Source organism: Paenibacillus baimaensis, from assembly GCF_025567575.1.
Genome location: NZ_JAOQIO010000077.1, coordinates 44558 through 68318 on the forward strand (window position 1 = coordinate 44558; position 23761 = coordinate 68318).

The window sequence follows — 23761 nt, forward strand, 5'->3', positions numbered from 1 at the left end:
ACAAACGTGCATCCGTCTTTTTGCAGCTCCTGACGAAAAGACGGTGCAGCGGTTTGTCAGCCACTCAAAGATTGGGATGTGTTCAAATTGGAAGATTGCACAGCATTATTGGAACAGCTTTTACAGGAAGAGCAGGAATTGCAATTTAAGACATTTACGAATCAAATGGCTTTTGAAATCGGCTGTAGAATCGTAGCTAAGGCTGCATCCGAGCATAAATCGATTTTGGTCGATATTACCAAGAATGGACAGTCGATCTTTCACTGTGCGATGGAAGGCAAGACCTTGAATAATGCGCAATGGGTTAAACGTAAAAGCAATGTGGTCAACCAGTTTGGCCGCAGCTCTTACTACATGAGTGTTTTACTCAAATCGAAGCAAATTACGATGCTGGAATGGGGCTTTGTGGATCCCAATGAATACGCGGCGGTTGGCGGGTCGTTTCCCATCATGATTGAAGGTGTTGGCGTTGTAGGCTCCGTTACCGTGTCGGGTCTTCCGCAGGAGCAAGATCATCAACTAGTCACTTCGGTACTGAAGGAATTTGTGAATACAGCAAAATAGAGGTGGACTTATGGCGCAATCCAATGTATTATCCAAGCCGAGCAAAAGTGTAGCTGCGCGTTCCCGGTTATGGAACAGTATCTTACAGTACAAATACATGTATCTGCTCGCGCTGCCCGGCATTTTATATTTCCTATTGTTTAAATTCGTTCCGATGTGGGGCTTGCTCCTGGCATTCTTTGAATATAACCCCTATACGGGCTTCGCTGGCGCCGAATGGGTCGGTATCAAGCATTTCAAGGAATTGTTCGCCGACGAAAATTTTTACCTCATGTTACGAAACACGTTTGCCATCAATATATTCGGTCTGATTCTGATGTTCCCATTACCCATCTTTCTATCCCTCATGCTCAATGAAGTGAGAAGTGAAGTATTCAAAAAAATTAACCAATCGATCGTGTATCTACCCCATTTTTTATCCTGGGTGGTCGTGGTCAGTATGACGTTCTTTATTTTCTCCTCGGAAATTGGTATTATCAACAAACTTCTAAGTGATGCAGGTTATGAGCGTATTTTGTTTTTATCCAATCCTAACTATTTTTGGGGGCTTATCACGTTTCAAAATATGTGGAAAGAAGCGGGATGGGGGACGATTATTTTCCTGGCAGCGATGGCAGGCGTTGATCCTCAGCGTTATGAAGCAGCTGTTGTTGACGGAGCCAGCCGGTTTCGGCAAATCTGGCATATTACGCTTCCGGCTATTCGTCCGACGATTATTATTTTGTTGATTCTGCGTTTGGGTCATATGGCGGATGTCGGCTTTGAACAAGTACTGCTGATGTTAAATCCACTGGTGATGTCGGTTGCTGAGGTTTTTGATACGTATGCCTACACACATGGTATCCTTAAAGGCCAGATCAGTGTAGGGGTTACGGTTGGGATGTTCAAGGGCTTGGTTGGTTTGGTGTTGGTGTTGGCATCCAATTATACCGTTAAGAAGATGGGCCAAGACGGTATATATTAGAAAGGAGACGTCTCATGAGCTTTGTTGCAAGCAAGAAAATGACCACCTTTGATTGGGTGAATTATACGCTTCTGGCGATCACTTCATTCGTCTGTGTGTTCCCTTTCATTTACGTATTCAGTGTTTCCTTCACCGATCCTGATGTGTATGTGCCGCTTAAATTTTATTTGTTCCCGGACCAATGGTCGCTGGCCGCTTACAAATACTTGTTGTCGACCAACAGCTTTCTGAACTCTCTGAGCAACACGATATTTATTACCGTTATCGGTACAGCGCTGAGTATTGTTTGTTCCTTCACTCTCGCGTATACGCTTACAAAAAAAGCAATGCCTGGTCGGAATTTTATGCTGAGCGCGGTTGTCTTCACACTCGTATTCAATGCGGGGATTGTACCCGGCTATATCCTGGTTAAGGAATTAGGATTAATTAACTCACTTTGGAGTTTAATATGGCCGAGCTTAACAAGCGCGTGGAGCTTGATTGTTATCAAAAGCTTCTTTGAATCTTTGCCTGCGGAATTGGAAGACTCCGCACGGATCGATGGATGCACCGATATTGGCGTATTCCTGAGAATCGTTATTCCTTTATCCATGCCGGCGATTGCAGCCTTCACGCTATTTTTCGCCGTATCTTATTGGAACACTTATTTTAATGCGCTGATTTACTTGTCCGATTCCAAGAAGTGGACACTGCAGGTCCTTATTAAAACATTGGTAATCGATTCTGATTCCAATGGTGTAGGGCAGGCAGGTGCGGGAGGCGATTCCCGTGCGGTACCTCAGGAAACGATTCGGATGGCTTCCATTATGCTTGCAATGGCACCAATCCTGCTCGTATACCCGTTTTTACAGAAGCATTTTGCCAAGGGAGTTATGTTAGGATCAGTTAAAGGTTAACACAAATGATGAGGGGGATTTAACAAATGAAACCACTACACGTGAAAAGATTGTCCATGAGCTTGTCCTGCTTATTAGCCATTTCGATGCTGGCTGCTTGTTCGGACGGCGGCAGCGGCTCGAAGACTGCTGCACCTGCACCTGCAGCAGACCCCAAGGCAGCACCTAAAGCTGCTGAACCCGAGAAGCCGCTAACCGTCAAAATCTTCGCAGGTTTGTATAACGATGCTCCTGACATGAACAATGCTTACTGGACAGAATGGCAAAAACGAACGAATTCCAAATTGGAAATGGAATGGGTGCCATCCGGCGATATCGATACGAAAATGGATCTGGTTCTGGCCTCCGGAGATCTTCCGGAAATCCTGTCCTCTCCCAATGCGAACAGACCGTCACTGATCAATGCAGCCAAGAACGGCGCTTTCTGGGATTTGGGTCCTTTTCTGGGGGATTTCAAAGAATACCCGAACCTGAAAAACAATCTGGCTAAGGATGCACTCAAATATTTGTCCGTTGACGGAAAAGTGTATGCGCTGCCACGTTCCCGTTCCCGTGTCGATCTGGGCCTGAAAATCCGTAAGGACTGGCTGGATAAGCTGAACATTCCGGTTCCGACCACATTGGATGAGTACGCAGCGGCATTGAAGAAAATTACCGATGCTGATCTTGACGGCAATGGCAAAAAGGATACGCTTGGCATCATCGGCCAAGGCGTTGTTGTAGATGACGGCACCACCTTATTTGCAGCCGGATTCGGTGCATTGAATCCTACGTACAATGAAGAGGGCGGTATGATTGAAACGAGACTGACGCCTCAATGGGATGATATGATAGCTTACTTCCGCCAAATGTATTCGGATGGTGGATTGCCGAAGGAATTCTCAGTTATGAAGAGAACCCAGAATGAGGAATTGTTCAGAACCGGTAAAGCAGCGTCCTATACAAACAGTATCTGGTGGGATGATGAGTGGGAGAAGGAAAACAGAAAGACGCAGCCGGATGCCAAAATTTTGAATCTACTGTTAAAAGGACCTAAAGGAGATTATGCTCTGGAACTTCAAACAGGTGTATCCGGCGGCTACTACATTTCCAAGAAAGTACCAGAAGCCAGAGTGAAGCAATTGCTTAAATATTTGGAGCAAACCGCGTCCCAAGAGATGACCGATTTTGCATACTATGGTATTGAAGGCGTCCACTACAAAGTGGTAGATGGACAAAAAACGCTGACGGAGCAGGGCGTGAAGGAAGTCAACGTAACCAGTAAAGGCGCAGGCGTGTTGGCTTACTCCAAGTGGGGCAAGGTCATCAGTGCTTCCGGTTCAAAGGCTTTTAACGATGCGAAAATAAAAGAAGTCGAAAAATTCGATGAGCTTGGCTTGGTAGACCCTTTCAGAGGTATCATTTCCCCGACCTGGTTGAATACTTGGCCAAAATATGAAAGCGAATGGAAAACGATGGAGGCTAAAGCGATTGTTGGCCAAATTTCCATGGATGAGTTTAAAGCTTATACAGCCAAGCTGAGAGCTTTACCTGAAATGAAAAAGGCATTCAAAGAATTCAGCGATGCCTACAAAACATTTACTGGTAAATAATACAATTATATGTGATCGAGCCCGTTGTGGCCACCGGAACGAAGGATTTCCGGTGGCCGCAATATTGCTGTTTTATGGTGATATTCAGCTAATTTTGTTATAATTCAGTTACATGGAATACCATCCATCGGTCAGGGGAGTGCACCAATGAGAAGATGCCTGGATTTCATACAAAGAACTTTTTTCTCGCTGTTGCCGCGAACGAATTATTTAAAGCGGTTGATTTGGTTTGGCTGCCTGACAGTTTCTATTCCCATAATTATTGCTGGTAGCGCTTACTATCATTTTTCGATTGTTAAAGTGAGCGATCAATTTAAAGAAGACAACAAGGCTGCATTGGTGCTGATGAAGGATCGTATGGAGAATCTGATGACGAGTGTCGAGCATGATTCTCTGAAAATATCGATCAGTTCTGTTGTGAAGGATAATATCGGCAAGCCGGGCTTTAAAACCGATTGGTTTCAGCAGAGCGGGGTTCAGGATCTGTTCCTGATACACAAAAATTCCAATAATCTGATCGATGATATTGTTTTTTATGAAGCTTTATCCGGGATTGTGCTTGCCCAGAATTATGGTTATGTGACTTACGATAATTACAAAAGCCGCAGCGATCTGGATGCCGCTCTGAATATGAATATTCCGGCAGGCTGGGTTTATCTGCCCGATGCGGCTGTAAACGGATACATCACTTATTTCCGTAGACTGCCGATTCTTCCCTCAGACCAGCCTCAGGGCGCACTGCTCGTTCATGTGAAGGAAGAGGTGCTCAAAAATAATCTGACAGGTTATTCCACCTATTCCAAAAACCAATCGCTGCTTATACTGGACTCCAATAACAAAATTATTTTACATTCCACCAATGATTTAACTTGGGGCAAGCTGGCTGGCGATACGGTGGGACTGACGGATATTTTGAAAGACGAAACGAGCTCCGGGCAATATCTGATTAAAGCTCAAAATGGCGATTCCTATATAGCTGTTTTTCAGAAATCGCTGCTGGGCAGAACCTATATTTCCCTGCTTCCCGAGAACGAATTGCTGCAGCAGGTCAGCTGGATTCGGTGGCTGATTGTATTTACGGTAGCGGTTTTTCTCATTGTTGGTCTGCTGCTGACGTTCTTTGCTTCCAGAAGGATTTATAATCCGATCGAGAATTTGATCAAATATGGAGAGAACCTGCAGGGCGGACGGTCGATCAAGCAGCAGGGCAATGAAATTGAGTTCTTGAAATCGTGTCTGGGTCATTTGAACGAGCAAGCGTTGGCGTTGGAAACGTATATGCAAAAAACACAGCCCAACCTTAGAGATCAGCTGTTGAGAAAGTTTTTGAAGGGCTTCACGGGAAGCGGTGAATCGCTGCGGCGAGACTGTGCTGATTTTCAAATCCCGACAAAGGGCTCGTTTGTTGTATTGATCACGATTGTTGAAAATTTATTTAAAGAAAAACGCTTTTTGCCCAATGAAGGAGCTATTGTTCTGTTTGCGGTCATGAATGTAATCAAGGAGCTGCTGACCAAATCCCAGCTAAATGGCTATGTTGTCGAGAACAATGAACAGGAGAGCATCACCATTCTGCACTTTGATGAAAGCGTGCCGAGAGAACGGATTCTGCAGCTGACACGGACGTTTGCCGAGGAGATCAAGGAAGCTCTTAACAAATACTTATCCTTCTCGGTATCCAATGGCGTTGGTGGTATTTATCTGGACATCACCCGATTATCGGATGGTTATCATGAAGCTCAGGCAGCTTTGCAAAACCGGATTTTCAGTGATTCGCAGGCCATTTTATTTTTTGACGAGCTGGAGCCTTCAGCGAAGCAATCGTTATTTTTCTATCCTCGTGAACAGGAAAGGGTCATTGTCGAAGCTTTGTCCAGAGGCGAGCTTGTGTATGCGGAGAAAGGCTTGAACGAATTTGCCAAAACCTTGCGTGACTCCGGCTCCTATAATACGATCTATCATTGCTATCATGTGCTGCTCTCTTCGATTATTCAATCATTGGAGGAGCAGGGGCCGGGCGTGATCGATTCGTTGGAGGGCAACTGGTTTGATCAGCTCAAGGCAAGGCAAACCGCACGCGAAATCTATGAATGGTACATTGAGATTATTTTTCCATTGTATCAACAGCTTACTGAAGAATTCCGTAAAAAAAGTGTCAAAATCGCCATCCAGAAAGTATGCAAGCATATCCGCGAAAATCCCGGTGCCAATCATTCCCTGATCGAAAGTGCCGAGATGATCGGGATGAGTCCTTCCTATTTGAGCCGTATGTTCAAAAAGGAGGTTGGCGTTGCGTTTATTGAATATTTGACTGAATACAAGGTGGAGAAGGCGAAGCAATCGCTGCAGGATACCGATCTGAGTGTGATGGAAATTGCAGAGGTGGTCGGGTATTCGGAACGGAATTTGAACCGGGCCTTTCAGCGTTATGTAGGCATGTCGCCGAAGCAGTATCGAATTTCGAATCGTTAGCTTAGTCATGCACTTAAAGTCGTTCATTTATGAACGGCTTTTTTTGCTGTAGTCTATCCTGTGAAATTTGAATACTGGAAGGATGCAGTGGTATTACTGAGGGATATTTGGACGCGCAGCGGGACTTATTCACCGGACTTCTAAGCTGCTGAAGATTGGACAAAAAATGTCCTGTACGTAGGATACCCGTAAAAAGTGCAGCCTCAACCCTTTACGATCCACTTATTGCATCTCGATTCAATTGACAAATCTTGTTCAGTCCCGATTCATATGAATTGTCAGTTTAATGCTGTATGGAAGTGACCCTATAATGAGTACGTGAACGAGGAAAGCTGGCAATCCGGCTTTTCTGCAAGAAATCAATGGGAGGCTAACATTCAACCATGAAAAAGCTAATCAATGCACCTAACTCGGTAGTTGATGAAATGATGGAAGGATATGCAGCGGCCTATCCTCAGTATGTGAGAATTCTGCCACAAAACAAGCGGTCGATCGTGAGCGTCAATACGGCACGTCCCGGCAAAGTGGGTATCGTGATCGGTGGAGGCTCAGGTCATGAACCTGCTTCTTTGGGACTGATCGGCAAAGGACTGGCTGATGGTGTTGCCGTCGGCAACGTATTCGCATCTCCACCACCTGCCCCTATTTTGGAGGTTACCAAGGAAATACACGGGGGCGCAGGTGTCGTTTATTTGTATGGAAACTATGCAGGAGACTGTATGAACTTTGACATGGCGGTTGAATTGGCAGGCTTTGAGGACATTCGTGTGGAGACGGTCCGGGTAACGGATGATGTAGCCTCAGCAGCGAGCTCGGATCAGCGCCGTGGAATTGCAGGCTGTTTTCTGGTTTATAAAGCGGCCGGGGCAGCAGCTAACAAAGGCTTGTCACTGGACGAGGTTGTCAGACTAGCTTCCCATGCAAATGATAGTGTTCGAACCATGGGGGTTGGATTATCGCCGTGTTACTTGCCACAAACCGGAGAGCCGAGCTTTACGCTGGGTGATGATGAAATGGAAATCGGTTTGGGCATCCACGGTGAACCTGGAGTTATGCGGGGACCGCTCCAAACCGCTGATGAGGTTGCCCGGATCTTGTTTGACCGTATTATGGAGGATATGCCGATGGGTACAGGTGAACGTGCTGCGGTGCTTGTCAATGGATTGGGCTCTACTCCACAAATGCAGTTATTCATTATATATAGAAGCATTGCAAAGCTGCTGGAGGAAAGAGGCGTTCAGATCCACCGTTCCTACGTTGGTGAGTATGTGACATCGTTGGAAATGGGTGGCTGCTCCGTATCCATCATGAAGCTGGATGATGAGCTTGCCGAATTGATCGATGAGCCAGCCGATTGCGCCATGTTTGTTCAGGTGTAAATCATGCTTACGAAGTCAGTTTTGCTACGCAAAACTCTTAGGAGGGAAATCCATGAACATATCGATTCAACAATTCAAAAACATGCTGTTAGCTACTCAAGTTCGCATCGAAGAAGAAAAAGAATATTTGTCCGAGCTGGATCGAGCATTAGGCGATGGTGACCACGGTGTAACGATGTCGCTAGGATGGCAGGCGATAGCTGATACGGTAAATGCTTTTGAAAAGGAAGAATGTGGATTGTTGTGCAAGGACATGGCAATGAGCTTTCTTAATGCGGTGGGCTCCTCGGTAGGTCCATTGTATGCCACGGGTTTTATCCGGGGAGGAGCTGTGCTGCAAGGCCAATCGGTTATCAGTCAGGCCGATATGATCGCATTCTGGACAGCGGTGGTACAAGGGATTCAAGAACGGGGAAAAGCCGAGCGAGGAAGCAAAACAATGCTCGATACGTGGATACCCGCTATCGAGAGCTTGCAGCAAGCGTATCGTGAGGACAAGGATCTGGCAGCTTGCTTCCATGAAGCCGTTCAGGCAGGCAAATTTGGGATGGAATTGACGAAAAACATGCTGTCCAAAACAGGACGATCCAACAAATTGGGCGACCGCGCTTTGGGACATCAGGACCCGGGGGCGACCTCAGCTTACGTGATTTTGTCTACCTTTTATGAACAAATCAAAGAACTGCAGCGCATCAATGTGCAGAAATCACTATTTCAATAAAAGGATCTATCCAAATAAGAATCCGTGGAGGAAACACAATGAATTATCGTACGTTGGGTAAGACAGGAATACAGGTATCCAATATTTGCTTTGGAGCGATGTCATTTGGCGGGATTGCTGATGAAGCGACATCCCTGGCTATGTTTAATCGTTGCCGCGAGGTGGGCATCAACTTTTTTGATTGCGCAGATGTGTATGCAGGTGGACGTTCAGAGGGAATTTTGGGTAAATGTATCGCCGACTGTCGGGATGAGGTTGTCATTACATCGAAGTTTTGTCTGCCGATGGGTAACGGGATCAATTCGAAGGGTATGTCCCGCAGACATATGATGCTTTCGGTTGAGAAAAGCTTGAAGCGTCTGAATACTGATCGCCTGGATGTATATTTTGTACATCACTTCGACGCTACGACAGATATGGAAGAAACGCTGCGCGGCCTGGACGATCTGCAAAAGCAGGGCAAAATTTTGTATCCGGCGGTCAGCAATTGGGCGGCTTGGCAAATTGCCAAAGCCTTGGGGATTTCAAACCATAGAGCTTTGGCCCGCTTTGAATGTATCCAGCCGATGTACAATCTGGTGAAGCGTCAAGCCGAAGTCGAAATATTGCCTCTGGCAGCATCCGAGCAAATTGGCGTTATTTCTTACAGTCCGCTTGCGGCAGGCCTGTTATCCGGCAAGTATAACCAGGGCGTTAAGCCTCAGGAAGGTCGATTTATCGACCATAAGGGCACACAGGATCGTTACGCCGATCAGATGAACTATGAGGTGGCCGATCGTTTTATCAAATTCGCAGGTGAGTTCGGAGCACATCCCGCTTCACTGGCTATTGCCTGGGTTATGGGCAATCCGGCAGTTACCGCTCCGATCATTGGTGCCCGCAATATGGAGCAACTGCAGCCTTTATTGGGCGCGCTCGACATTGAGATGACACCGGATTTGCGTAAGCAAATATCGGCGATGTCTGTAACACCTCCACCAGCAACAGACCGTGCAGAAGAAGTGTAATCACCCGATAGCAGCATGAAAATAAATGAACCTCCAATGCCACGTAAGCTGTGGATGGGAGGTTCATTTGCTTATCAGTCTTTACAGAGCAGCCATCAAGCCAAAGCAGACAACGGAAAGGCCTGTATAGAACCAGACCCATTTTCGACTGTAGGTTTTGTTTCTCCACAGCCGAATCAAGTACCACAGGGTAAATCCAGCCGACACAATCGTTATCAGGCTCAGCGTATTAGTAAACCAGGGTGTCATAGTGAACGGTACCATTGTGCCAGTCATACCCTGATGCTGCGTATGACTGTGGCCGCTGTTCAAGCTTGCACTTCCAGCCATAAGTACCGGCAGCAGCAGATGGATACTGTGCAGCACAATCGGCAGCAGCAAGCCGCCTAACGGAAGTAATGAATATTTGCCAATGACTTTATCGGACAACGGTTTTAGCCCTCCCATCGCTCCATTTCTACAGTCCTTTCTTCATATGTATGGGATGGGGGGATCAATTAGACCCGAGCGTTCTGCTTGCGGAACTGCTTGGGGGTTAATCCAGTTTCCCGCTTAAACATACTGCAAAACTGGGCATCATTAAAAAATCCGGCCTCAAAAGCAATCTCAGCCACACTATGGTTGAAATGGATCAGCATGTGACGGGCGTATGCCAGCCTTTTGCGAAATATATACTGCAGGGGAGCAACTCCATACCTTTCTTTAAAAAGATGGCGAAACCTGTCGTAGCTGTATCCTGCCATGTCAGCCAAGGATTCGATTTGAATTTTTTGCCGGTAATGCTCATCCATATAATTGCGTGTGTAGACGAGGTGATCGTAGTGCAGCACAGGCTGACTTTTTTGTCCCCATAAGCGCTGCAGATGAATGATGAGTTCTCCGGTCAGGAGATTGAGCATCTTATCGTAGTCCTGCTTTTGCAGAGTAAATTCGCTTTTTAAGCGTAACAGCAGTTCAAGCAGACTGTGCTGCGTATCATCATGGTAGATGGCATTTTTATCGATCGATATCGCTGTATCTGCAGTAAACCCGATGAACAGAACCTCTGTCGTTTCCAGATGCCTTTCATCATGAACCATCCCGGGTGTAATAAAAGAATAGGAGTGGGAAACGTATGTCGAGGTTTGGGTGCCTATACAGGTTTGTCCGCTTCCTTGTACATAGTAAACCAGCTCACAGCAGGCATGCTGATGGGGCTGAACGTAGCTTGCTTGCGGGTGAGTCAGATGGGAAAGGAATTCAAAACGGCACAAGTGTCAGCCACGCCTCACTTTCATTAAATAGCCATATCATATAAAAAATTGACCGAAACATGATAAGGCTTTCAACGTTCTTCTGTTACCATAATAGCACCGGGATTTACATATCGTAAATAGTGAGGAGATTGAATTATGGCACTGACCACTGAACAATTAATAAATCGATTAAAGGTACCTACGAGCCGAATACGGGCGGTTCTGGACACGGACACCTTTAATGAGATCGATGACCAATTTGCCGTTGTTTACAGCCTGCTGTCCAAAGAAAAGCTGCAGATGGAGGCGTTCTACGCAGCACCCTTTTATAATGAATTATCAAATGGACCCAAGGACGGTATGGAAAAGAGCTTTGATGAGCTGCAGCGTATTTTAGAGATTATGGGGGTGCGGGAATCCATTCCATCCTATCGAGGATCGGAAGCTTATTTGCCTGATCCTTCAACTCCTGTAGAGAGCGAAGGGGCGCGTAACCTGGTGGAGAGGGCGCTGGCATCGACGGCAGATGACCCACTATATGTAATTTCGATTGGGGCTATAACGAATGTAGCCTCGGCCCTATTAATGGAGCCTAAAATTATTGATAAAATCGTGGTCGTCTGGCTGGGTGGTCATGCGCTCCATTGGAAGGATACGAAGGAATTTAACTTAAAGCAGGATCTGCACGCTTCCCGTATCCTATTTGACAGCGGGGTGCCGCTGGTACTGATTCCTTGCAAGGGTGTTGCTTCGCATCTGAGCACAAGTCTCTCGGAAATACGGGACTACGTCAAGGACAGTGGGCCTATCGGCGAATATTTGTATGAGACTTACAAAAATTGCAGAGAGGACCACTATGCATACTCTCGTGTGATCTGGGATATATCGGCCATAGCCTATCTCGTACAGTCAGATTGGCTGCCGAGCACGCTGGTACACAGTCCGCTGATTTCAGAGGATTTTCGCTGGAGCTTTGATTCTAATCGGCACTTCATTCGTTATGTTCATGATCTTAAGCGAGATGATATCTTTAAGGATTTGTTTACCAAAATGCGGCTTGCTGCCAGCAAATAACACATTCAAATTGAAAACGCTGCAATCGGTGAAGGCGAACCGGTTGCAGTTTTTTGTGCATATAGGCTTTTCGGTTGTTTTAGGCCAGAGAGTCCACTATCTGCCGTAGTGTCGCAAAGCGCTACAGCTTAAGGTATGGCTATATTCAACAAGGTTGAAACGTTATATAATAAATGCATCATCATTGCGCCGAAGGATGGGGTTTACATCATAAAAGATTTGATTCTCAATGCAGGTATCATGATCTCCTACTTCTTTCTGGTCAGTATTATTGTCAAGGAGCCCTTCAGGCCTGATTTAAGCAGGAGTGAGCAAATAAAGGCGGCTTTCAGTGCTGCTTTTCTGGGTATCCTTTTGATGTATTTTTCCGTTGAAGTTACGAATAATATCCGACTTGATCTGCGGAACATACCGATTATCATTATTGCGGCATTTAGTGGTCCGGTTCCGGCGATGCTGGCAGGTGGCTTGATTGCATTGGCGCGTTATTTGCTCTTTGGCTTCAATGAGGCTTCATTGATTGCAGCATTGTCCATTATTGTGACCACTTTAGGGGTGGCTGCTGTGACAAGGATGGGCCGCTTATGGCGGGTATGGTCCCTGGCTACTGCATGGAGTCTCATCTGCACATTGGGCTTATTGGCTCTGGGGCTATGGGGCACCGATAAATTATGGAGCAGTGCGGCCGCTTTTTCATTAATAAGCGTTGTCGGTGGAGCGGGTGTTACCTATCTGGTCGAGCTGTTGAAGAGCTCTGCCGTGATGGCCAGACAGAACCGCAAATATTTGCAGCAATCACTGCTGCAGAATGAGCAATTGGAAGCACAGAACGAGGAAATCGTAACCCAACAGGACGAATTGGAAACGATGCTGAAAAAAAATGAATCTCAATACGGGATGATTGAGCGTATTCTGCAAGCCAGCTCGGATGGAGTGATCTTATGTGATGCTTCGGGTCATATCCGTTATTCCAACGAGCAAATGAAGCAGCTTGGCTTGGGCTGTGCACACTGGGATAATATTATGGTTTGGCTGCATTCCTGGCAGCGCCTCGTACAGCCAGCGAATTTGAAGCTTCGTGAGCATGCGGAAGATGTACTCGCAGGACGCGAAGCCTCCTATCGAGTGCGTTTCTCGATGCCGCTGGATAAGGTCAGGTATTACATAGAAATGCGTGTCGAGCCCGTCTCTACGGATCAAGAAGAAGCCGAATTCCTGTTCTTATTCCGTGACAGGAGTGAGGAAGAAAAGGCCGACGAAATTAAAAATGAATTTATTTCCGTCGTCTCCCATGAGCTGCGAACGCCGCTTTCTTCGGTACAAGGCTTTCTCGAAATTTTGCTGCATCGCGATCTGACCGAAGAGAAGCAGAAGCGGTATCTACAAACGGTTTATAATGAGTCCTTGCGTTTGAGTCATCTGATTAATGATTTTCTGGATATTCAGCGTCTGGAAGCGGGCAGGGAGGAGTACCATTTTGAGTTGATGGAGCTTTGTTCCTTTAGCGAAGAAATGATTGGAGAATGGCAGCAGAGCAAGCAAAAGCATCAGCTGTTTTTGCAGGTGGCGAATGAGAAGCTGTCTGTACTGGCTGATCGGGATAAGCTGAAACAGGTATATTTGAATTTGCTCAGCAACGCTGTTAAATATTCCCCCGAAGCCGAACGTGTCGATGTACGGATATTACGCATCGGGTCGGATGTACAGATCGATTTTGTCGATTATGGGCTGGGTATCCCTGATGATGCGAAGTCGAAAATATTTGAGCAGTTTTATCGTGTGGACAACTCGGATCGACGTAAAATTGGCGGCTCCGGGCTGGGCTTGACTATTGTCAAAAAAATTGTAGAGGCTCATGGAGGCTCTGTCACCTTTGAATCGGTATTTGGGGAAGGTACAACGTTCAGCGTGAGACTGCCGATTAGTAATCGCATCGAATTTGAACAGCCGTGAATGCATGAAAACGGGGGTGTAGTGATGAATCACAATAAAGCACTGCAGCGAATATTGCAGCAATCAGGCAATGAGGATTTATTAGAGATATGGAGCAAGGAGGCTTCTCTATCGGATATTAATTCGTTCTTGCTGGAGCTATTCAGAAACAAGACGGATTCAGCATCCCCTGGCGATTTATTGAACAAATATGCAGCGAACAGCTTCGTTCAGCCCGCCGCGGTGAATCCCATTGCACTTAAGCAACTGGAGATCACGCTGCTGCAAATCGCGGAGGCAGCCTCATTTCCGGCCATTCAGCTGTCTCCAGTCGCACCCTTGGGCTCATGCTCGGTAGTGGCAACGGCTGATCAGAATAAGATCATATCGGCTCTCCGAGGAACAGAGGTCGTGGCGGATGCGACTAATCTGCTTGCGCTTCATATGTGCACATTGCTCAAAGCCCGTAAGGCTAGCAACGAGGAGCAGCCGTTACAATTCAGTACCACACACCGGCATGTGCGGGCGCAGACGTTTAACTTCCCTGGGGCTTTGACACATTTCAGCTTGTTCTGCATGGTGACCTCGGGACGGGACAAAGGCTCCTATACATTTGAAAAAAAAGCTCTGCTGGATCATATTAACGTGTACCAACAAATTTTCAAAACTGTGTTCGATGTCAATATTGAAGTTCAATTCAATCAACGTGATGGATATACGGATGGAGCTGGTCTTATTGCGAGATTAAGCGATTACCTACGTGAGATGATGCCGGACATCGTTGTTAGCGAGAACAGCAACAAGACGGATAATCGATATTATAAGGGTGTGCAGTTCACTATTATTGCCATGATTCGTGGTCAGGAAGTACGAATTGGCGATGGTGGTTTGGTCGATTGGTCGCAGCAATTGTTGGGCAATCGTAAGGAAAGAATGATGATTAGTGCAATAGGACTGGACCGAATGCTGTGAGCTGCAGCTTATGGCTGCTGTCTATACTCTAGTGTCGTATACAACCAATCGGTTACGGCCTGAACCGTGATGTCCAGATTGGTCCTACCTTCTTTGTTCAAGTAGGAGCTGCTCGCTCGAAAATAATCTGGATGACCGCCAATCAGCGGCAAGCGGAGCTGTGTCGTGTGGGCAGCGGGGGCTGATTGACGCCAAACCGGCAAGCCGTGTGTGTTTCGCTGCCACATGCCCCGGCTTCCAAGCCAAGTTACAGGATCAGAAGAACGTGCGTTGTCACGGACAGCTTCCGCATACATCCAGGATTCCTGCAGCCATGGGGGTACAGGACATTTGGGTGAGCCGATTTGTACAACACGAATGGGCCAGCCCGCGTCATAGACCTGCTCTTCAGCAAGAATGCTGGCAGCCTGGACTGCTGCTACACCACCACCACTATGACCGATCAACAGAGGCCAGCCTTCCTCACCACAAGCCTTAATCGACTTAGCAGCTCTGCCTCCGCCAATAGATCGTAATGGACGGGAGCGTGCGGTCCACATATCGTGGCGAAGCTCGTGCAGCTGATGCAGCAGCCTGCGACTCCAGTCGCCATAAGGATATAGCAGTCTGGAGGCTGATACGGAATAGCCTGCTTGCGTTAAGCTTGCGATCATGGCCAGCCGAAAGTCTTCCATGAAGAGTGGAGCTGTCGCCACTCCTGCCAGCATAAACAGATTCACATGTGTAACCGGCAAGCCCATCCGCCAAACCTCCACCTAATTTTTTATAATCCTCTCATTATAACAGAATCGAGAAGAGCGGCTCAATCCTTCCTTTTTCGATAAAAAAATACATAAATACACAAAATAACAGCAACGAATATCGGTTTTTCACGTATAGGTAGACACAGGGCTTTTTTTAGTGCCTCTGCACGTAGAGATTGCTTCCCCCGTCAATCGCAGCATGATCCTTCGGAGCATGTTGAAGCTCTGCGATTTAGCCTACGTGCACAGTGGCAGCCATATAGGTCTGAAGACAGCGATAGCTATCCTTCATTTAAGCACCAAAGATATTAATATAATGAATATTTTATGTGAAAATACACCGGAGAATCCCATTAAGCACATTGAGTTAGTGTCGTAAACATGGTAGACTTTTTATAGTAATAAAGTCACGGTTATTTTCATGAAAAGTTTGAGGAGTGTGTTTCGGGTAATGGATTTTCTTAAAAAACTTTTTGCAAATGTAACCGTAAAAAGATTCTCAATTCTTATCTTGATTTCGTTGCTATTAATTAGTCTGGGGGGCATGCTGAATCTCGTTTTGCTAACATTTTTACTGGCTTATATCATCAACAGTCTCCAGGGTTTTATTTCATCCAAAATAAATCGATACGTCCGTATCAATGATAAAATTGTTGTGGTCACCATCTACATCGTGCTGATTGTTTTGCTGGTTTCAGGTATTTCCAATGTCCTGCCCAAAATCATCTCACAATATAAAGCGATATCGGACGGTTTGATTCACCGCTATAACACACCGGCTAATGATTGGCTGTCGGAATATATTATGAATACGATCATCGGTCTTGACTTTCAATCCTATACAAAGCAAGGCCTTGGTTATGTATTCAAAGTAGGCGATTGGGGCAAAACCTTCTTCTTATCCGTGCTGCTAAGCTTGTTCTTCCTGCTTGAAAAAAACCGGATCAAAAATTTCACAGCGAAGTTTAAGACGAGTAAAATTGCGTGGTTCTACAACGAGATGGAGTATTTTAGCCGTAAATTCATCGTTTCCTTCGGTAAGGTAATCGAAGCGCAAATCCTGATTGCGATTTTTAATACGATCTTTACTACAATTGGTCTTTGGATTCTTGGCTTTCATTACTTGGTTGCCTTATCGATTGTCGTTTTCGTGCTAAGTTTGATTCCTGTTGCCGGTGTGATCATCTCCTTGATACCGCTTAGCATTATTGGACTTCAGCTTGGCGGCGTCATGATGGTCGTCTATCTAATCGTGATGATCATGGTCATTCATGCTTTTGAGAGTTATTTCCTTAATCCGAGATTGATGTCGTCCAAGACGAAGCTTCCGATGTTTTACACGTTTGTTATTCTCATATTTTCAGAGCATTTCTTTGGTATATGGGGTTTAATTATTGGTGTTCCGGTGTTTGTCTTCCTATTGGATATACTGGATGTAAATTATCGAGAAGAGACGGCGGGCAAAATAAAATCAGCGCAAGAACCTATAAAATAAAGCAATCAGGGGGCGTAGAGCGACGGTATGTACCGTTAGACAACGCCCCCTGTTCAATTTACCCTACACTCCTTTATAATGATGATGACTTCATGGAGTGCCCGTATGCACAGGAGGAGAGAAAAGTGAACAAAGATATGGATTATCAAGCTTATGATATGGGTGATGTGGAGACCCACAAATTAAAAACAAAATTGAAATTGGCAAGTGGCGATATTTTCAAAGCAAAAGGTCAGGCTGAAGGTCAGAAGGAGATTTATTGGCAAGTGGTCAGGCAAGTAGAAAAGAATACCTATATGTGTAAAGTTGTCGGCATCAATGAATATACCCCTTGAATACTAGCGTGTACGGTAGAGCAACGTTCATTAACAGCATCTGTTCATGGTACCAATTGTATGAAAACTAACATATATTTTTTACCAAAGCTATGATAAATTAAGAGAATATAGTATATTCGGGGTATTTGTCATTTAAAGGAGAAATAAATGTGATAAACAAGAAAAAAGTGAGAAAGGGTCCCAAGACCAGCAGGCTGGTCAAGGTATTAACGGCATCACTCGTTTTGAATCCTGCTTTGTATATGCTCACGTTTGAAAAAGCTTTTGTAGAGGCCGTTTCCACGGCTAGTTATAAAGCTCCCTATGTGAGTAAAGCGCTTCCGAACTTCCACACCGGAGTAGGAACTCCACTAACGCTTAATTTGAACGAATATTTTGACGGGATCAACAGCTATTCTGTATCTGCCAGCAATCTGACGGGCTTTACGGCTACAATTAGTGGAAGCTCGCTGATCCTGACCAACACGCGTACAGGAACGACAACGGTCAATGTCACGGGAACGGCTGCTAATGGGGGAACCGTATCCGATACCTTTGATGTCGCAGTTGTACCGGAGAGCTTGGATAAGGACGGCAACGGTCAGGTAGATATTGGTGAAATTGTGGCTTATGCCGGCAGTCGCCCGATGACCCGAGAAATTTTGCATGAAACGCTGAACTTCATCGTTCCTCAAAAGCTCACTTCCCCTAATACCGCTCCGAAGGCTCAAGATACATCAATTACGGTATATAAGAACAGTCCGACTACATTGAGCCCCACTGACTTATTCTCGGATGAGGATGCGCTTACTATTGACAACAACTCCATTAGTTTGAGTCCAACCGGATATGCGACAGGAAATGTAACCAATAACCAGCTTACCGTTACTGCGCTTCAGCATGGCTCCACGGTTCTGGATATAGCTGTAATGGATGGACGCGGGGGGAAAGCAAGCAATCGTTACAATGTAACGGTAGGCAATCGAGCTCCCGTTTTCACAGGCTCGGATGTAACGGTAACAACAAATACGTATTCGCCAACCATCGATCTACATACTTTATTCAACGATCCGGATGGAGATCCTTTACAATTTGGCACTTTGCAGGTTTCATCATCGTCGCCCAACACGCCTGTACAGCTTGTCAGAACCAACGATACCTTTAGACTATATGGTACTGCGACAGGATCTGCCACCGTAACGGCAAATGCATCGGACGCATATGGTGGAATGACGACAGGCTCCTTTAATGTAACAGTAACGAATGCAACTTATGTAAACCACCCGCCACAATATAATTCAGCGTCGAATAAGCTGGTCAATAGGACAATCGATCCATCCATTGAATCGAATGCGTACAATCCGTTTACGATTGATTTGACGAATGCTTTTACCGATCCGGATAATGATAATCTAACGTATTCGGTCGCGAGCAGTAGCGCTTCCATAGCTGCGGCTTCCATATCAGGTAATCTGTTAACGGTGACTCCGCAGACGGCAGCTCATGGTAAAACGACAGTGACTGTGACAGCGAACGATAATCGTGGCGAGATTGTCAGTTATGGCTTTGATTTGTTGTTTAATTCACCTCCGACATTTACGGGTTCACTGGTGAGTCTCCCATACAGTATTCAGCATATGGAGCCTGCAATCGTAAGTATAGCCGGGTTTGATGATGCCGACGATGCCAAGAACTTACTAAACTATACAGCGATGTCTGATTTGGATGGCGCTTTAATTGTTACGACTGCAATATCGAGCTCCAGTGCAAAAGCTTATATTAATGGTCTGTCCAGAGGAACGCACACCGTAACTCTGACTGCTACAGATCCATTTGGCGGCAATCGAACAGCCAGCTTCACGGTAGAAGTCAAAAACAATGCTCCTATGGTCAAGAGGCCGATTTCCGTTATAGACGGTGAGTCCGTAGCCATAGTGGCAAATGACATTTTTAACGATATCGATGGTGATAGCATGTCCCTGACCGCTTTCCAAGGTATAAGCACAAGTGGGCTGGTCACAGCTTCTTTTGCCAGTGGAACGTTGTATGTAACGGGAATTGGTGTAGATTCAGGGTTGGTTTTTGTTACCGTGAAAGACTCCCTTGGCGCTGAGTTAATCACTACAAACTATGGTGAAGCAGATCTTCCTGTGACGGTGTATAATCCGCTCCCTAACATACTGACAGATCCGAACATGACGAAAAAATTCAATCCATCTAGTTATTTTAGTGGATTTACATCCTTCACAGTTGTATCCAGTGATCCGAATGTAGCCCAGGTTTCGGGTCCGGCAGGTACGGATTATAATTTAACGGCAGGTAGCACGATAGGAGACACAACAACGATAACAGTCAAGGCATATGACAGCTACGGAGAAGCTTTGACAGCTACGTTTCAATTTAAGATAATGCCTCCTCCAGCCTAAAAATAAATGTACCAAAATGCTTTACATGAAACAGGTGAATCCCTTGCAAACAAACGCACTTGAATTTGAACCTATCATCGAAGCTTTAAAAATGAAGCGGTATAAGGAAGCAGAGACTCAGTCTGTCCGTATTTTACAGCATAATCGTCTGATCGCGCAGGTATGGGTATACCTCGGTGAGGCTTTGATGCATCAGGGGTATGGTAAGGCAGCGCGGATGGTGTTTGATCGGGCATGGCTGCTTGATCCGCAGTCAGGATGGGTTCGTGCCGTATATGAAGCGGTTAGTGGTGTGCCGGATGGGCCAGAGAGAGCTTCCATTCAGGAACTGCTTGCCGTAAAAAAGGTTACTGTCGCTGCAGCTATTCTCGCTTACAACAGTGACCGCTCCTTGGAACGCTGTTTGACCGCTTTGACTGAGACGAATGCCGTCGATGAGTTTGTCGTGATCGATTCTTACTCGACCGACCGAACGGTTGAGATTGTTCGCCAATTTTCTCAGGTCAAGCTTGTCAATGTCGATTGGCATGAGGACTTTGCTGACAAGCGTAACCAGGGGCTTAAGCATGTGGAAAGCGATTGGGTGTTGTGGGTGGATGCTGATGAATATCTGTTTCCTGAGGATCAGCATGCTATCCGCCAGGTGGCCGGAATATTCGATGAGGTAACGATTCCTCCTGTGCTGATGATTTGGCAGGTCAATGAGATGCAGGGAACGGTCTCGGATGAATTTAGCCAACACCGGATGTTCCCGACGAAGCGCGGCTTGAGCTATAAAGGACGTGTTCATGAGCAGATTGTGCTGGATGGACAGGGGATTTTTGATGGGGATACGTATCGTCAATCGGTACGTATTCGTCTTCTTCATGATGGATATGAGCCGACCGTTGTTCAGCAGGAGAAGAAGCTTGAACGCAATCTGAAGCTGCTTAAGCAGATGGTTGAGGATGAGCCGGGCAACCCGGGATGGCTGCTGTACTACGGCAGGGAGAACATGGTAGCTGGCAACCTGGACAAGGCCGTTGAGGTATTGACTTTGGCGGAGGAGAAGGCAGCGGGGCTGACGAATTTTGGGCGAACTCTGGATATTCTTATGTACCTGGTGAAGATCCACTTGTCACGCAAGGAGCTCGATCAGGCGGATCAGGCATGCAAGCGCGCCATTCAAATCGCTCCGAATTTCCCTGATGCCATCTACTATATGGCACAAATTCAGATGCGTCAGGCGATAGGTCTGCTTCAGACTGCAGAGGCCTCGCTGCGCAGTGTGAAAGGACATTATCAGGAATACCGCGGATCAACGCCCGCTGACACACAGATCCCGCAGTGGAGAACCGATGTGGCGCTTGCTGATCTGGCACTCATTTCCGGTAAAAAGGTGGAGGCTATTTCAATTTTCAAACGCATCTTGGAGCAGTACCCTGATCTGGATGTTATTCGCAAGAGGCTGGCACAATTAGAAGGACATGGGAAGTAACCGCTGAGGTTACTTTTTTTGTTGCCATATTCGGTAAATCAGGAACGTTATGAGCAAAAATAACACGTACACACCAATCGACAGCAGCAGGCTGCGGGTATCGGATGTCAAGCTGCTACCGATAAAAGCAAACAACAGCATGGCTGGAATTTTCCCGATAGCAGAAGCCGTAGCAAAAGGCAGCAGGCGTATAGAGAGAACCGCTGGATAAATATTGACGACAGCTTGAGGAATAAACGGCATCAGTCGAGCGAACAGGATCGTCATAAAAGGATTGCGTTCTATCCGTTCATGCAGCTTTTCCAGTCGGTTGAATTTGGATAAAAAAGCTCTGGCGTGATTGTGAAAGATTGTACGTGCCATTAAAAATATAAGCACCGAAGCAACTGATGCTGCAGACCAGCTAATCAGAGCGCCTATCCATGGACCATACACAAAACCAAGCAGTCCGATGATCACTTTATAAGGAACGACAGGGATGACTATAAAACCCATTGCGATGAGAAATATAACGTAGAGCGGAGCATTTCCATTTTGCATCCAAAATAGAATTTCATCCTTGTACAGGAAGAAGATCAGCAGCATGGCCGCATAGGTAAGGCCGGTATACCATTTTTTCATGAGCTCTCCTTATGATCCACACGGAAGCATACAATTCGCATTCAATGCAGGTGGGAAAGGGCGACCATCCTTCAAAAGAATTTGTCGGAGAGGCCGCCTTTTATGATTGTACGAACTAAGTCCTAGGTCCAGCCCCAAAAAAAGCCATCCCGATCCCAGGCTACACGACCCTTGTGCAGTTTTTTGAAAATCTTTTTGACTTCCTTGGATATGGACGGATTGCCATTGTCATTCACATAAATAAAGGATTCACCAAAGTTTTCACTAATATAGGTAACGGCTTGTGCTTGATATAAAATTCCGGCAAATCGTACTTCCTTCAACATCCATTCAGCTACTTCTTCTGCTGTAATTTCCAAACGAATCGCTCCCTAGCTGTGATATGATTAACTATTAATATATCATACTAATTGACAGATGTTTAACAAAGGAGAAATTGTACGTGCGAAGTTATTTGATTTTGGGAATGTGTGGGTTGTTTCTGATTCAATATTTTGCCCGGCTGCATTGGCTGGAGCCTGTTATTATTGTGATGACACTGATCGCTTTTGCCGGAAGTGCGACGAAGGCGAACCCTACAGCGCGTTGGTATGGTATCGTCATGCTCATTGTAGGCGTAACTCTGGAATGGGGGAAAGGCACCGGATTTCAAGGGATCAGTGATGGCATCTCGATGAATCTTCCGCTGTTAACGTTAGTCATTTTGGTGCCGCTGTTGTCCTTGCCCTTAAAGCTGGGTGGTTATTTTAGCGCGATTCATCTGTTCCTGCAGGGCTTAAGGCATCATCCGCGCAGTCTGTTTTCAGGAATTACGAGCGTCTTGTTTATATTAGGCCCGATTCTGAATCTGGGATCGGTTCGTATGGTGGACGAGCTGCTTAAGGATCTGAAGCTCCCTCCGGCCTTGTTAGCCAAAAGCTATCTGGTTGGCTTCTCGACGACGATGCTGTGGTCGCCTTATTATGCGGCAGTCGGATTGGTGCTCTATTATTTACAAATTCCAGTCACAGGTTATATGGCTTACGGGATTGGGTTGGCGCTGCTGTTTCTACTTATAGGCAATATTCTGTTTGCGATTTCACAAAGCCGACACCCTCTGAATATGGAATCTGAAGCCACGGAATTCACAGAGGACATCGTAAAAGGGTACCGCACCAAGCTGCTGCAAATGGGAATCATTATTGTTGTTTTGATGACGACCACATTTGTATTGGAATCGTTGACGCATTGGTCGATGCTGGTGATCGTTAGCTTGCTTGCGATTGCTTTTCCTCTCGGGTGGGGGGTGATCACAAAGGGCTGGAGCCGATTAATCCCGCATTGGATCGATTTCAGGGATCAATCAGTACCCCTCATGAATAATGAAATTGTGCTGTATACAAGTGCAGGCCTTTTGGGTCGAGCGATGCAGGGTACTGACTTTGGCAGCGGCATTGGTTGGGCTCTCACTACGCTTGCAAATCAATCGTTTATGCTATTTGCTGTTTGTGTAGTCGTGACCATAGTTGCCGTCACTTTTATCGGCATCCATCCGATGGTGATTGTCACTGCGTTAGTTACACAAATGAACGCTGAACAGTTGGGTACCACAAATCCCATATTGGCTATGCTGCTGATGCTTGCTTGGTCGATTTCGTCGGTGTTAAGCCCTGTGAACCCGCTGAATTTGATGGTTAGCCGCCTTACAGGACTTTCCGGGCTTCAGGTCGGACTTCGTTATAATGGCTGGCATCTGCTGATCGTAGCTGTGCTGGGGATCGGGATTATTACGATTATTCACTAGAGAGGTCTAAGGAATGTCAGATAAGAATGGATTTGCTCGCGGATATTACTTATACTACAGGTATGATGAAGATCGATAAATAATGGAGTGG

The 23761-nt window shown here is 46.0% G+C and carries 21 protein-coding genes; 16 read left to right on the plus strand and 5 right to left on the minus strand.

Annotation, left to right across the window (positions count from 1 at the left end; genetic code table 11):
* The first annotated feature begins 87 nt into the window (after positions 1-87).
* The 8 genes from OB236_RS18050 (at position 88) to OB236_RS18085 (ending at position 9595) form a co-directional block, all read left to right on the plus strand.
* Positions 88-564, plus strand: a complete 477-nt coding sequence (locus OB236_RS18050) for a heme-degrading domain-containing protein (RefSeq protein ID WP_262685263.1) — start codon at positions 88-90, stop codon at positions 562-564.
* A gap of 10 nt (positions 565-574) precedes the next feature.
* Positions 575-1528 (plus strand): ABC transporter permease, encoded by a 954-nt coding sequence (locus tag OB236_RS18055; RefSeq protein WP_262685264.1) that lies wholly within the window; start codon positions 575-577, stop codon positions 1526-1528.
* Positions 1529-1542: 14 nt separating this feature from the next.
* Positions 1543-2424: a carbohydrate ABC transporter permease gene (locus tag OB236_RS18060; protein ID WP_076234037.1), complete on the plus strand. Its 882-nt coding sequence runs from the start codon at positions 1543-1545 to the stop codon at positions 2422-2424.
* Positions 2425-2450: 26 nt separating this feature from the next.
* On the plus strand, positions 2451-4016 hold the full coding sequence (locus tag OB236_RS18065; protein WP_262685265.1) for a type 2 periplasmic-binding domain-containing protein: 1566 nt from the start codon (positions 2451-2453) through the stop codon (positions 4014-4016).
* Positions 4017-4163: 147 nt separating this feature from the next.
* On the plus strand, positions 4164-6488 hold the full coding sequence (locus OB236_RS18070) for a helix-turn-helix domain-containing protein (RefSeq protein WP_262685266.1): 2325 nt from the start codon (positions 4164-4166) through the stop codon (positions 6486-6488).
* A gap of 383 nt (positions 6489-6871) precedes the next feature.
* Complete coding sequence (locus OB236_RS18075) at positions 6872-7867, plus strand: dihydroxyacetone kinase subunit DhaK (RefSeq protein WP_262685267.1); 996 nt, start codon at positions 6872-6874, stop codon at positions 7865-7867.
* 52 nt (positions 7868-7919) lie between these two features.
* A complete protein-coding gene (dhaL, locus tag OB236_RS18080) occupies positions 7920-8588 on the plus strand; it encodes a dihydroxyacetone kinase subunit DhaL (RefSeq protein ID WP_262685268.1) in 669 nt (222 codons plus the stop codon).
* Positions 8589-8626: 38 nt separating this feature from the next.
* Entirely contained in the window at positions 8627-9595 is a 969-nt protein-coding gene (locus OB236_RS18085) for an aldo/keto reductase (protein WP_262685269.1), read from the plus strand.
* Between the two features lie 81 nt (positions 9596-9676).
* On the opposite strand, the gene OB236_RS18090 is transcribed toward OB236_RS18085, so the two are convergent.
* Together OB236_RS18090 and OB236_RS18095 are read right to left on the minus strand one after the other, a co-directional pair.
* On the minus strand, positions 9677-10024 hold the full coding sequence (locus OB236_RS18090) for a hypothetical protein (protein ID WP_262685270.1): 348 nt from the start codon (positions 10022-10024) through the stop codon (positions 9677-9679).
* Positions 10025-10092: 68 nt separating this feature from the next.
* Positions 10093-10848 (minus strand): AraC family transcriptional regulator, encoded by a 756-nt coding sequence (locus OB236_RS18095; protein ID WP_262685271.1) that lies wholly within the window; start codon positions 10846-10848, stop codon positions 10093-10095.
* A 138-nt stretch (positions 10849-10986) separates the two neighbouring features.
* Between OB236_RS18095 and OB236_RS18100 the strand changes: the two genes are divergently transcribed.
* The 3 genes from OB236_RS18100 (at position 10987) to OB236_RS18110 (ending at position 14808) form a co-directional block, all read left to right on the plus strand.
* Positions 10987-11904, plus strand: a complete 918-nt coding sequence (locus OB236_RS18100) for a nucleoside hydrolase (RefSeq protein ID WP_262685272.1) — start codon at positions 10987-10989, stop codon at positions 11902-11904.
* 135 nt (positions 11905-12039) lie between these two features.
* Positions 12040-13857: an ATP-binding protein gene (locus tag OB236_RS18105; protein WP_262685273.1), complete on the plus strand. Its 1818-nt coding sequence runs from the start codon at positions 12040-12042 to the stop codon at positions 13855-13857.
* A gap of 24 nt (positions 13858-13881) precedes the next feature.
* Positions 13882-14808 carry a hypothetical protein gene (locus OB236_RS18110; RefSeq protein ID WP_262685274.1) on the plus strand — a complete coding sequence of 309 codons (927 nt, stop codon included), beginning with the start codon at positions 13882-13884 and terminating at the stop codon, positions 14806-14808.
* Between the two features lie 8 nt (positions 14809-14816).
* Here OB236_RS18110 and OB236_RS18115 read toward each other — a convergent pair whose 3' ends face one another.
* Positions 14817-15548 carry a hypothetical protein gene (locus OB236_RS18115; RefSeq protein ID WP_262685275.1) on the minus strand — a complete coding sequence of 244 codons (732 nt, stop codon included), beginning with the start codon at positions 15546-15548 and terminating at the stop codon, positions 14817-14819.
* A gap of 454 nt (positions 15549-16002) precedes the next feature.
* On the opposite strand from OB236_RS18115, the gene OB236_RS18120 reads away from it, so the two are divergent.
* From OB236_RS18120 to OB236_RS18135, 4 genes are all read left to right on the plus strand, one after another.
* A complete protein-coding gene (locus OB236_RS18120) occupies positions 16003-17046 on the plus strand; it encodes an AI-2E family transporter (protein ID WP_262685276.1) in 1044 nt (347 codons plus the stop codon).
* A gap of 125 nt (positions 17047-17171) precedes the next feature.
* Positions 17172-17381: a hypothetical protein gene (locus OB236_RS18125; protein WP_262685277.1), complete on the plus strand. Its 210-nt coding sequence runs from the start codon at positions 17172-17174 to the stop codon at positions 17379-17381.
* A gap of 152 nt (positions 17382-17533) precedes the next feature.
* Positions 17534-19789: an Ig-like domain-containing protein gene (locus OB236_RS18130; RefSeq protein WP_262685278.1), complete on the plus strand. Its 2256-nt coding sequence runs from the start codon at positions 17534-17536 to the stop codon at positions 19787-19789.
* 43 nt (positions 19790-19832) lie between these two features.
* Entirely contained in the window at positions 19833-21266 is a 1434-nt protein-coding gene (locus tag OB236_RS18135; protein ID WP_262685279.1) for a tetratricopeptide repeat-containing glycosyltransferase family 2 protein, read from the plus strand.
* 9 nt (positions 21267-21275) lie between these two features.
* Here OB236_RS18135 and OB236_RS18140 read toward each other — a convergent pair whose 3' ends face one another.
* On the minus strand, positions 21276-21887 hold the full coding sequence (locus OB236_RS18140; protein WP_262685280.1) for a TVP38/TMEM64 family protein: 612 nt from the start codon (positions 21885-21887) through the stop codon (positions 21276-21278).
* Between the two features lie 122 nt (positions 21888-22009).
* Positions 22010-22246, minus strand: a complete 237-nt coding sequence (locus OB236_RS18145; RefSeq protein WP_262685281.1) for a DUF6953 family protein — start codon at positions 22244-22246, stop codon at positions 22010-22012.
* An 83-nt stretch (positions 22247-22329) separates the two neighbouring features.
* On the opposite strand from OB236_RS18145, the gene OB236_RS18150 reads away from it, so the two are divergent.
* Positions 22330-23670, plus strand: a complete 1341-nt coding sequence (locus tag OB236_RS18150; protein WP_262685282.1) for a hypothetical protein — start codon at positions 22330-22332, stop codon at positions 23668-23670.
* Positions 23671-23761 lie beyond the last annotated feature (91 nt).